Below are 12,414 nucleotides of genomic sequence, written 5' to 3'. Positions count from 1 at the left end.
GCCACGACGACGCTCAGCGTCGTCACGTGCGCGCAGGTGTGCGGAGCTCGCGCAGGTTTGCACGGGTCGCGCGGTGTTTTGTCGCCTGCGCGCCCGAATATTCACGCGCGCAGGCGACAAAAGACCGCGCGAACCCGCCGTGACGCCGCGAACGCGAACCCCGCAGCGCTACGCCCGCGCCCCGCTCAATCGCTGGCTGCCGATCACGCCGAGCAGCTGCAGCTTCTCGTAGCTCTCGCTGCCGGGCGTCGCCGTGAAGACGAGCAGCGACTGCTGCTGGTCGGCCTCGAGCAGGATCTGGCAGTGCAGCACCAGCTCGCCGAGCTCGGCGTGCGCGAAGTGCTTCTCGTGGAACTCGCGGCCGACCTCCTGCGCGTCCCAGATCTCCGCGAACTCGTCGCTCTCGCCGCGCAGCCTGCGGACGAGCGCGGCGGCGGGGGAGCCGGGTCCCTGCAGGGCGAGCGCGTGCCGCAGCTGCGCCACGAAGGTGCGGCCGTGTGCTGCCTGGTCGGACGCGCGGTAGACCGACCGCGACTCCGGCTCGGTGAACCAGCGGTACACGTTCGCCCGCCGCGCCCCCGTGTATCCGGTCTGCTCGCCGAGCAGCGCGACGGCGAGCGGCGTCTGCACGAGCGTCTCGCCGAGCGCGGTCATGATCTGCGCCGGGGTGTCCTGCAGGCGGTCGAGCACGCGCATCAGCCCGGGACTCACGTGGTCGGTGCGCTGCACCCGGTGCGGTGCACCGTGCCCCGCGAGCAAGAACAGGTGGTCGCGCTCGTCGAGCGAGAGGCGCAGCGCGCGGGCGATCGCCGCGACCATCTGTTCCGAGGGCTGCGGCCCGTTGCCGCGCTCGAGACGCGCGTAGTAGTCGGACGACATCCCCGCGAGAGCCGCGACCTCTTCGCGCCGCAGCCCGGGTGTGCGCCGGCGCTGCCCGCGGGGCAGGCCGACGTCCTCCGGCTGCAGCGCCTCGCGGCGGGTGCGCACGAAGGCGGCCAGCTCGGGATTCTCCATGGCTCCAGTCTCCCGCGCCGCGGTCGCCGTAGCCACGCTGCGCGAGTCAGTGGATAAGCGCGTCCTTGTTGCCCCTCCGTGGCCGCGGTGAAGTGGAGACCCCACCAGCGAAACATTAAGGACTACCGTGAACATCAGCGGAAACACCATCTTCATCCCCGGCGCCACCTCGGGCATCGGCCTCGGTCTCGCCCTCCGGCTGCACGCCGCGGGCAACCGGGTGATCGTCGCCGGCCGCCGTACGGAACTGCTCGCCGAGATCGTCGCGCAGAACCCCGGCATCGAAGCCGTCACGGTCGATACGGCGGACGCGGCATCCATCACCCGGGCCGCCGACGAGGTAAAAGCACGGTTCCCCGAGACCAACGTGCTGATCACCATGGCCGGGATCATGCGAATCGAGGACCTGCACACCGGCGACTTCCTCGCCGTGGCGGAGTCCACGATCACGACGAACCTGCTCGGACCGCTGCGTCTCGTCGCCGCCTTCGTCGATCATTTGTCGGGCAAGCCGGATGCCGCGATCATGACGGTCTCGTCCGGGCTCGCTTTTGTGCCGCTGCCGATCACGCCGACCTACAACGCGACGAAGGCGGCGATCCACTCGTTCTCGGAGTCGCTGCGCGTGCAGCTCGCCGACACGGGCGTGCAGGTCATCGAGCTTGCGCCGCCCGCGGTGCAGACGGAACTGCTCGGCCAGCAGGACGACCCGAACGCGATGCCGCTCGAGGAGTTCCTCAGCGAGGTCATGACGCTCATCGAGACGCAGCCCGACGCGCACGAGATCCTCGTGCAGCGCGTGTACCCGCTGCGGTTCGCCGAGGCGAACGGCAGCTACCACGCCGTGCTCGAGACGCTCAGCGGACACTGAGCCGCTCGCGGGAGCTCGCGCGGTGGTTTATCGCCGTCGCGCCCGAATATTCGGCCGCGCGGGCGACAAAACACCGCGCGAACCCGCGGCGTCCGGTCAGAATCCCTCGGGCATCCGCGGCGTGTACGGCGCTTCGAGCCGGGCGATCTCGTCGGCGGTCAGCGTGATCTCGAGCGAGGCGAGCGCGTCGTCGAGGTGACCGGGCTTGGTCGCGCCGACGATGGGCGCGGTGACACCGGGCTTCGCCGACACCCAGGCCAGGGCGACCTGCGCGCGCGGCACTCCGCGCTCGGCGGCGATCTCGGCGACGGCCGCGGCGATCGCGCGGTCGGAGTCCTCCGACTGGCGGTACAGCGTCTTGCCGAACTCGTCGGTGCCGCTGCGCGCGGTCGTCGCGTCCCAGTCGCGAGTGAGGCGGCCGCGGGCGAGGGGGCTCCACGGAGTCAGGCCGATTCCCTCGTCGAGGCTCAGCGGGAACAGCTCGCGCTCGTCCTCCCGGCTGATCAGGTTGTACTGGCTCTGCATGGAGACGAAGCGCGCCCAGCCGTGCTCCCGCTGCGTGTGCAGCGCCTTGGCGAACTGCCACGCTGCCATCGACGACGCGCCGAGATAGCGCGCCTTGCCCGAGCGCACGACGTCGTTCAGGGCTTCGAGCGTCTCCTCGAGCGGGGTGTGCGGGTCGAAGCGGTGGATGATGTACAGGTCGACGTACTCCATGTCGAGCCGGCGCAGGCTGTTGTCGATCTCCTGCAGGATCGCCTTGCGCGAGAGGCCGCGCTGGTTCGGGCCGGTGCCCATCTGGCTGAACACCTTCGTGGCCACGACGGTCTCGTCGCGGTTCGCGAACTCGCGCAGCGCGCGCCCGAGGATCTCCTCGCTCGACCCGTCTGAGTAGACGTTGGCGGTGTCGAAGAAGTTGATCCCGGCCTCGACGGAGCGGCGCAGGAACCCGCGGCTCTCCTCCTCGGGCAGCGACCACGCGTGCGCGCCGCGCTCCGGATCGCCGTAGCTCATCGCCCCGAGGGCGATGGGAGAGACATCCAAACCGGTGCTGCCGAGCTTCACGTAGTCCATGTTCCGAGCGTACGTGCCCGTGCCGCACCATGGCAGACGGTGCGCGAAATCGCTGCCACGCTGAGGTGGCAGAGCGATTTCGCACATCTGTTTCCGCTGCCGCGTCGATCGCGCGAGCGGCGGCACACTGGTCGGAGACCGGGCGCGGGAGTAGGCTCGCCCGGTATATGGCCGCTCCCCACCGTTCCCACCGCGCTCTGCGACTGCTCGCGCGCCCGCTGTTCCGGGTGCGCGACCTGTTCGCGGTGGCGGCAGCGGTGGTGGTGCTGACCCTCTGCGCCGGACCCGTGCTCGCCTTCCCTCCCGCGCCGCCGGTCGCCGCCCGGGTGCAGGCCTTCGTGGCAGAGAACGCCCAGTCCGTCACAGTGCCGGCGGATGCCGCGGCGCCCACGGTCGCCCGTGACTCCTTCTCCTCCACACCGGGGTACGCGAGCCTGGCCGCCGGCGGCACCAACTACGACTGGGCGAAACTCGTGCTGCTCTACGCCGACCTGCCGCTCACCGACGAGAACGTGACGGTGTTCGTGCGCTGGATGCGTCAGGAGAACGGCACCGACGACTGGTGGAACCGCAACAATCCGCTCAACAACGGCTGGGGTTCGGGCGGCGCGGGCGGAACCGGCACCTACGACAACCTCGACCTCGCCGCACAGAACGCGGCCGAAGCCTTCTACGAGATCCCCGGCTACGCGGGATTCGTCGCGGCGTTCGCGGCGTCGTCGCCCACCGCCGTGACCGAATCGGCCATCTGGGCGTCGCCGTGGGCGACCGGGCATTACGCGAACGGCGCGCACTGGTCTCAGGCCGTCGTCCCGACCGTCAAATCACCCGACGGGACCTGGTGATACTGGCCCCTCTTTTGGGGTGCTACAAATCGTCGCCAACGGCTACCCTCCGCTCCCACTAGTTCGCTACATTCAATAGCTGCTCTCGACACGCGCGGCAATCGAGTGGTTGGAGCACCATGTTCACGCGAGCGGTTACGGACACCCTGCGGTTCTACAAAACAGGTTGGTGGAGGCTCGCGCTCCTGCAGCTCGCGACGGGCGTCGCCCTCGCCGCCAGCGTCCTCGTCATCACCGGTGTCGCCTCCCTGGTGATCGGCACCGACGTCTTCGCTCTCAGCGCTGAGAACACCGGGCCCATCGCCGCCGTCATCTTCGCCGTCATCGGTCTCACGCTCATCGTCGGACTCCCGATCAGCCTCGCGGGCCTCGCCGCCTCGGTGCGGTTGGTCGACGACATCCTCGCCGGGACGAAGCCCCGCGCCATCCGTGCCTTCTTCCACTCGTACTCGCGCAGCTGGTCGCTCGTCCGTTCCACCCTGCTGCTCGTGGTCGGCACGCTCCTGCTGATCGTGCTGTCGCCGCTGCTCTCCGTGCTCGGCATCGTCGGGCTCGTGCTCACCGTCGGGGTGGCGCTGGTGCGCCGCCGCCGCGCGGGCTTCCTCGACCGCTGGCCCACCGTGCGCCAGCTGGTCTGGGCTGCCGTGCCGTTCGCGTTCGCCGCGCGCTGGCTGACCGAGGGGCTGTTCTTCATCCCCGCGGCCACGCTGAGCGACATCGGCCCGGTCACCGCCCTGCGCGAGGGCGCACCGCTGATGCGCGGCCGCGTCGTCGCGATGATCGGCGTGCTCGCCGGCACGTTCGCGCTCGGTCTGCTGCTGCAGGTCGCTCTCACCTCGCTCGGCTCGCTGCTCGGCGGCGGGGGAGCGGCGAACACGGGCACGCTCGTCGCCCAGGTGCTCGCGCAGTCCGTGCTCGTCGCTCTGCCCGTCGTCGTGCTGACCGTGCTGTTCCGGCTCGCCCAGGCGACGCCCGCCGGTGCCACGCCGCCCACCTCGCGCACCGCTCCGTACGCTACGGGCGACGCCTGGGTCGCGAAGAAGCCGTTCCGTCCGGTGCTCGCGCCCGCCGCCATCCGCCGGGTCGCCCTTCTGATGCCCGCGGTGCTGCTCATCGGCTTCTTCGTGATGCCGGTCGGGGCCGCGCAGGCCGTGCCCGCCGCCGCCCAGCTGCAGTTCGTCGTGAACTCGGCGGTCGACACGGTCGACGAGGTCGCGCTCGCCGACCAGCAGGCGAACTGCGTCTCCGCTGCGGCCGACTGCACACTGCGGGCGGCGCTCGCCGAGGCCCGTGTCGCGGCGTTGTCCGGCACCTACTCCACCATCTCGATCGTCTTCGCGGGGGACTATACGATCCCCGTTACGGCGAACCGCCCGCTCATGTTCGACCTGCAGGGCGGCGAGGGTCCGAGCACCGCCGGTACCGTGACGATCTCCGGCGCGAACCACAAGATCGTGCTCGACGGCCAGAACACCGGCGAAGTGATGGCCTTCTACGGCCGCGGCTGGGGCCTGTACCTGAACAGCGTGCAGATCAGCAACGGACTGACCGGAGTCAACCAGGCGGGTGGCGGACTCAGCGTCGCGACCACCGCGACGAGCGTCGTCGACAGCGTGACCTTCGACCACAACACGGCGACGGGCGCGGGCGGCGCGATCATCAACAACGGCCGCCTCAGCGTCGTGAACTCGACCTTCTCGTCGAACACCGTGGGTGCAACCCAGGACTTCGTGCCCGGAGGCGCGGACATCTACAACTACGGCACGTCGCTCACGGTCAACAACAGCACGTTCTACGACTCCCGCGGCACGAGCTCGATCTTCAACTTCGGCATCAACGGGTACGTCACGACGCTCAACAACTCCCTCTTCGCGGGCGGCAACGCCGGCGTAGCCGCGTGCGGCTACAACTCGTCATCGAACGAGATCACCGGCAAGAACAACGTGGTCTCGGGCGGCGACACCACCTGCCCCGGCACCGTGCCGAACACCGGTCCGTCGGTGCGCCCGCTCGCGTCGGTCTCGGCCGTCGCGCCGCAGGTGCACTCCCTCATCGCCTCGAACCCGGGCGCGCCCGTCAACGCCGCGATCGGGGCCGGCGGCCAGGGAACGGGCGCCGTCGCGTGCGCGCCCGTCGACCAGCGCGGCGCGGCGCGGCTCGCCGTCGGCTGCTCGGTCGGCGCCGTCGAGTTCGGCAACGGCACGACGACCATCCTCACCTCCTCCGACCTCTCGGAGACCTACGGCAACGCGGTCATCTTCACCGCAGTCGTCACCCAGACCGACGGCGGGGCACCCGTCGCCAGCGGCGCCGTGCAGTTCTCGATCGACGGCGCGACAGCCGGCCCGCCGGTCACCCTCGGTTCCGACGGCATCGCCCGCTATTCCACCTCGGGGCTGAGCGTCGGAACCCACGCGGTGACCGCCGCTTTCCTCACGTCGGATGCGCAGACCTACGCTGTCAGCACCTCGGCCCCACTCAGCCAGGTCATCGAAGAATCGGCCGTCGCCGTCGAGATCAGCAGTTCGGGCACTCCCGCCGCGCTCGACTCCACGGTCACCTTCCGCGTGCGCGTCTCCGTGCGTGGTACCGAGCTGGCGCCGACCGGCACGGTCACCCTGACCGACGTCACCGGCGGCGGGTCGACGGTCATCGCCGCCGACGTGCCGCTCGTGGGCGAGTACGCCGCGTCCGCCGCGAGCATCCCGACGTCGACCCTCCCCGCCGGCCGCCGCACCATCGTCGCCGACTACAGCGGTGACGGAGCCGACCTCGCGCCGACCCGGTCCGCCCCTTTCGCCCAAGTCGTTCAGGCCCCGAGCACCGTTGAGACGTCGATCAGTGACGTGGATGTCGCATTCGGCGTGCCCGTGTCGGTGACCTTCACCGTTCCGACCACCTACGCCGGAATCGTCCCGACCGGATCGTTCTACATCAGCTACGACGGCCTCGCGGGCAGCACCGTGCTGCAGCCCGCGCTCGACGCGGCGGGCTCGGCCACCGTGACCATCCGCGACCTCGCGTCGACCACGACAGCGATCTACGCCGACTACCGCGCCGACGACGTCTACGCCTCCAGCCGGGCGACCGACATCCCGGTCACGGTCCGCGCCGCCGCGGTCGCGACCACGCTCGGCATCTCGCCGACCGGCTCGACCGCGTACGGCACTCCCATCACGCTCTCGGGCACCGTCGCGACCACCGCGCCCGGCTCCGAGAAGTCCCCGACCGGCACCGTCGACTTCACCGTCGGCGGCGTCAGCATCGGCAGCGCCCCGCTCGTGCAGAACGGCGAGATCCGCGCCGTCGCGACGCTCGTCACCACCGCCGGGCAGCTTCCGGTCGGCTCGAACACGGTCGTCGCCGAGTTCGTCCCGGCCACCGCGGGCCAGTTCGTCCCCACCGCGTCGACCGCCGGCACCGTCGTCGTGACGAAGGCCGACCCCGCGATCGCGCTGACCTCGGGCGCCAACCCCGCGGTCACCGGACAGAGCGTCGCTCTCAACGCCGCCGTCACCGGTCCCGCCGGCACCACCGGAATCCCGGACGGCGTCGTCACTTTCAGGAACGGCGACACGGTTCTCGGAACGGCCACCCTCTCCAACGGCATCGCGACCCTCGCCGTCGCGACCCTGCCGCTCGGCTCCAGCCGCATCACCGCGGCCTACGCGGGATCGGCCTCGTACACCGCGGTCGACTCGTCCGCTCTCGCGCAGCGGGTCGCCGCGGCATCCGTCGACACCCAGCTCGTCATCACGCCCGGCAGCACCAGCACGTACGGCACGCGGCTGCGCCTCGACGGCACCGCCGCGGTCGTTTCCCCCGGCGGCGGGGTCCCGACCGGACGCATCGTCGTGAAGGAAGGCACCGTCGTCGTCGCGACAATCGAACTCGACGGCGGCACCGGCTCGAAGACGATCTTCTCGCCCGGTGCGGGCAGCCACGAATACGTGGCGACCTTCGAGCCCGGCACCGACGCGTACCTGACCTCGTCGACGACGGTGACCTATTCGGTCGGCGCGGCCACCACCACGACCGACCTCGTGCTGTCGGCGCAGAACACCGTGTACGGCGTGCCGGTCACGATGACCGCCACGGTCGCGAACGCCAGCGGAGGCTCGACGCCCGAGGGCACGGTCACATTCTTCGGCAGCGGCTCCATCGTCGGTACGGCCGAGGTCGACGCGAACGGTGTCGCGACCTTCACGGGCGGGCTCCCGAGCGGGGTCGGCTCGCCGTTCAACCGGGTGAACGTCGTCGCGCGCTTCGAGGCGACCGCGAACTTCAACTCCTCGAGCGACCTCGAGCAGATCTACGTGCAGCAGGGCAAGGCGCTCGTCACGGTCGGCGTCGGCGAGAGCACCAGCGACAAGCCCACGGTCGTCACGGCGACCGTGTCGACGGTTACCGGGTACGGAGAGACGCCCGGCTACGTGCGTTTCACCTCCCGCGGCGAGAACCTGGGCAGCGCCGTCGTCGTCGACGGTGTCGCCGTACTGAAGTCGAAGACCTTCGCCGTCGGCCGCAACTACGTCGACGCCACCTACGTCGGGTCGAACCCCCATCTGACGGCGGCGGACCTCGCCGGCCAGCCGTTCGACACGACCCCTGGCGCACCCGTGCCGGTGCTCACCGGATCGCAGCCGGACCCGGTCGGCTACGGCACCCCCGAGACCGTGGTCGTCGAGATCCCGACCACCGGTGTCGCGCCGACCGGCACCATCACGGTCACCGCGACGGGCGCCGCCGGAACGCGCGAGCTCGCGACCGTGCCGGTCACGTCGTACCGCACCCTCATCGAGATCGTCGTGCCCGCGGGCGAGCAGAGCGTCACCGCCCGCTACAACGGCGACTTCAACTACGTCGCCGAGACCTCGAACGCCCTCGCGCGCAACGTCACGGGAGCGACGACCACGACCATGGTCGGCATCGGCGGAGCCGTCTACATCGGTCGGTCGGTCGCGGTGCAGGGGCGGGTGCGCAACGAGACGACGAGCGCCCCGCCCACCGGGACCATGACCTTCATGGTCGGTACCGAGGTCATCGGCACCGCGCCCGTCGGCACCAACGGGGTCGCGTCCGTCGCCTACACCCCGAAGGCGCAGGGTGCCGTCGACGTCACGGCGATCTACAACCCGACCTCTGCGACGGACTTCCTGCCCTCGCGGGCCGTCCAGGGCGCCTATGTCCAGGGTCTCCCGCTCACCATCTCTCTTGCCCCCGCCGCGTACCAGGGCGAGGTCGCGGTCGGCGTGCCGTACCGCTACACCGCCACCGTGCTCTTCGGTCCGGGCGTGGCCGCGTCCTCGCCTGACCCGACCGGCACCGTCACGTTCACCGACAGCTACAACGGCCTCGTCTGCGAGGCCGAACTGGGCCGCGTTCCGGGCGGCGCCGAAGCGCGCTGCGCCTTGACCTTCCCCGTCGACGCCAGCACCGACCTCACCGCGACCTACGAGGGCGACGCACTCTACGGGGCCGTGACATCGGAGCGGTTGCGAGTCGAGCCCTCCACGCGCACTCCCACCGTGGAATTCGCTGCCAGCAAGCGCTGGATCGCCGGCGAACCGGTCACCCTGACGTGGGCGGTGTACGGGCCCGATGCCGGATCGACCGTCGTCATCTCGCGCGGAGGTACCGAGGTCTGCCGTTCCACCGCGCTGAAGGGCTCCTGCAGCTACACGTTCGAGCAGCACGCGCTGAACGGCGAGTTCACACTGAACTACGAGGGCAACGTCAACTGGAAGAGCCAGAGCCGCACGGTCGCGCAGAGCGTGACCAGTTGCGTTCCGGCGAAGGTCGCCGCGTCGCCGGCGGCTGGCGGCAGCGTCATCCTGTTCACGGCGCCCACCTGCAACAAGGGCACCGGCTTCCTCGTCGGACAGGAGATCATCGTCTTCGCTACGCCCAACGCCGACTACGACTTCGTCGGATGGGCCGACTCGGAGGAGACGGGGACCAGCCGCACGATCCTCGTCACCGAGTACGGCACCGTCGACGAAACGGCGTTCTTCGCGCGTCAGTGCGTCACGGTCGTCGTCAACGTGGGGGTCGCCGCCGAGCTCCGGGCGACCTCGACCGCGTTCGTGGACGTGTCTCCGGAGCCCAACTGCGGCACCGGCTGGAAGTACAGCAATCCCACGACGAACACGCCGACCTACTACCCCGAGACGAAGACGGCGCGGTACCTGCCCGACACCGTGCTGAGCCTGACCGCGAGGCCGCCGTCGGTTCGGGCCAGCGCCCCGTCGCAGTCGCTCTACAACTGGAACGGCCTCGGCGCCCTGGCCGACCCGCTGGCGCTCACCCAGTCGTACACGGTCGTCCGTAACACCGGATTCGACGATGACAACGAGATCGGCGCCGTGTTCGGTGTCACCTGCTACCACGGCATCTCGTTCGCGCCGCCGGCGAAGGGCACTGCCCAGCTCAGCGCGAATACCTGTTGGGATGCCGCGGGTGCGGGCTTCGCCGACAAGTCGACGGTCACGGCGACCACCAAGCCCATCGGCGACGCGTACTTCGAACGCTGGAGCTACCCCGTCACCCCCGTCGCCGCCGCCACGAACGCGAAGGTCTCCGTCGGCACAGTCGTGGTCAGCCCCGAGTCGAACCGGCCGATCACCGCAACCTATAACGAGTGCATCAGCTTCAGCGCCACGGCGACCGGCTTCAACGAGGTCTTCGTGAACAATTCGTACTTCCACAAGTACTACTACGGCACCGTCGAGGTCTCGTCGCCGGGCAACTGTCCGAACAAGGGCGCCGGCTGGTATGTGCCCGGCACAACGGTGAATATCGTCACTGCCGTCGACGTCAACACCGGTGCTTTCGGCGGGTTCACCGGCGACTACGCCGACCGGCTCGACCCCGCCTCGAAGCGCAACACCATCACCCTCGACCGTTCCGGAACGCTCAGCGCGAACTTCTACAGCAAGAACGGCTGTGTCCCGGTCGGCCTCACGGCACGTCCCGCCGGAGCGGTCACCGCATCGGTCGTGACCCCCGGCAACGGGTGCCCGGCCGGCATGCTCAGCTACAAGTACGGCGAGGGCGGCGGCGAGACCATCACGTTGACGGCCACGGCCACTGGAGGGGACCCCCTGCTCGGATGGAGCGGATCCACCCGCCGCCAGGTGGACCGGGCCGGCACCACCGTCGAAGCGGCGATCAAGGGTGTCGCGCAGAACTCGCTCACGGTCAACGCCTACGGCAAGACGTCGTACACCGCGTGGGCCTGCCAATCGCTGACGCCGTCGGTCACCCTGATCAGCCCGAACGGCACGAAGCACACGACGACGGTCAACGTCGGCAGCCAGTTCGTCGGCGCCTCCGCGGCGCCCGACTGCCCGATCGCGACGAACGCGTACACGGTCGACCAGCCGGTGTTCCTCCGGGCACCGGGCGAATCGTCGGGCTACTCCTTCATCGAGTGGAGCAACGGACTCGGCACCTCGATCGCACCGAAGACTCCGATCGTGCTCGACGGCTCGGCGAAGTATTCGGCGGTAACCGCCACCTACCAGGTGCACTGCTTCACCCTCCGCACGAACCTGGACGTGCTCGACGTCGACGTCGAACCGAACTGCCCCGACACCCCGGCGAGCGAGCAGAAGTACGTCGGCGGCACCTCGGTCACGTTCACGGCGACCGGCGCCGGCAACAAGAACTTCCGCGGCTTCACCGGTGCGCCCGACGGCCAGGAGGGCAACTACGCCTGGGTCACGATCGACGGCGACACCGCGGTGTACGCCAACTACGAGTCGAAGTCGATCGGCCAGGTGATCGTCGACGGGATCACCTCGGTCGCCAACAACATCGCGGTCGGTGCGAAGAAGGCGGTCGGCGTCGCGGCGGCGGTCGCCGGCGCGTTCCTCGTCGGCGACAACCCGGTGATGCTCGCTGCGAACCTCGTGGTTCTGCTCGGGCAGGCCGTGCAGGCGATCGCCGACCGCTTCGGCCTCAGCTCCGAGGGGCTCGCGAGCTTCACCAACGGCATCAAGGCGCTCTCGCAGACACTCGACATGATCAGCGCTACCACCACCTGCACCACGGCGTGGGCACTCGCGTCGAATGCGGCAGCGGCGCCCACGGTCAGCTCGACGGCGGCGACGAAGATCGGCAGCGTCGCGACCGACAAGATCAACGCCGCGCAGAAGGCGGTCGACGCCAAGCGCCAGGCCGAGATCTACGAGCAGATGGTCACCGTCAACATGTTCAAGGACGCGAAGGCCGCGACCGTGGTCACCGATACCGGCCAGGGAGCGGCATCCTCGACCTCGAAGATCCTCGCCTCGATCAAGGCCAAGGGAGCGGCCGCGGCCGATTCCGCTCAGGAAGTCGCCGACAAGCTCAAGGGACCGCTCGGCTACGCGGCCGCCGCGGGCGACGTCGCGATGATCGGCTACAAGCTGTACGCCGACATCGACTCGGGCGCGGCCGGGTGGGATCCCGACGCCGCCACGGCGTGGACGCAGGGGGCCGACCTGTTCATGAACTGCATGACGAACTCGATCCCCGACTACATGGGAGTACCGAAGACCACCTAGGCGGGCGGATGCCGCGGCCGACGTTCACCCGTCGGTGGCCACCCGTTCACCCCTGCTGTCT

5 protein-coding genes are annotated in these 12,414 nt (G+C 69.8%); 3 read left to right on the top strand and 2 right to left on the bottom strand.

What is annotated here, in order from left to right:
- Positions 1-168: 168 nt before the first annotated feature.
- Positions 169-1,014, bottom strand: a complete 846-nt coding sequence (locus HD599_RS14945) for a helix-turn-helix transcriptional regulator (RefSeq protein WP_184238971.1) — start codon at positions 1,012-1,014, stop codon at positions 169-171.
- A 127-nt stretch (positions 1,015-1,141) separates the two neighbouring features.
- Here HD599_RS14945 and HD599_RS14940 point away from each other — a divergent pair, with 127 nt between their 5' ends.
- Entirely contained in the window at positions 1,142-1,885 is a 744-nt protein-coding gene (locus HD599_RS14940; RefSeq protein ID WP_184238969.1) for an SDR family NAD(P)-dependent oxidoreductase, read from the top strand.
- Between the two features lie 96 nt (positions 1,886-1,981).
- Here the strand turns inward: HD599_RS14940 and HD599_RS14935 are convergent, their stop codons facing one another.
- Positions 1,982-2,959, bottom strand: a complete 978-nt coding sequence (locus HD599_RS14935) for an aldo/keto reductase (protein WP_184238967.1) — start codon at positions 2,957-2,959, stop codon at positions 1,982-1,984.
- A 167-nt stretch (positions 2,960-3,126) separates the two neighbouring features.
- Between HD599_RS14935 and HD599_RS14930 the strand changes: the two genes are divergently transcribed.
- Entirely contained in the window at positions 3,127-3,804 is a 678-nt protein-coding gene (locus HD599_RS14930) for a hypothetical protein (protein WP_184238965.1), read from the top strand.
- 119 nt (positions 3,805-3,923) lie between these two features.
- Positions 3,924-12,353 (top strand): beta strand repeat-containing protein, encoded by an 8,430-nt coding sequence (locus tag HD599_RS14925; RefSeq protein ID WP_184238962.1) that lies wholly within the window; start codon positions 3,924-3,926, stop codon positions 12,351-12,353.
- Positions 12,354-12,414 lie beyond the last annotated feature (61 nt).

Origin of the sequence: Conyzicola lurida (assembly GCF_014204935.1) — a bacterium.
GTDB lineage: Bacteria > Actinomycetota > Actinomycetes > Actinomycetales > Microbacteriaceae > Conyzicola > Conyzicola lurida.
Note: the sequence above shows the minus strand (reverse complement) of the source record. Positions and strands in the feature narration are given on the sequence as shown.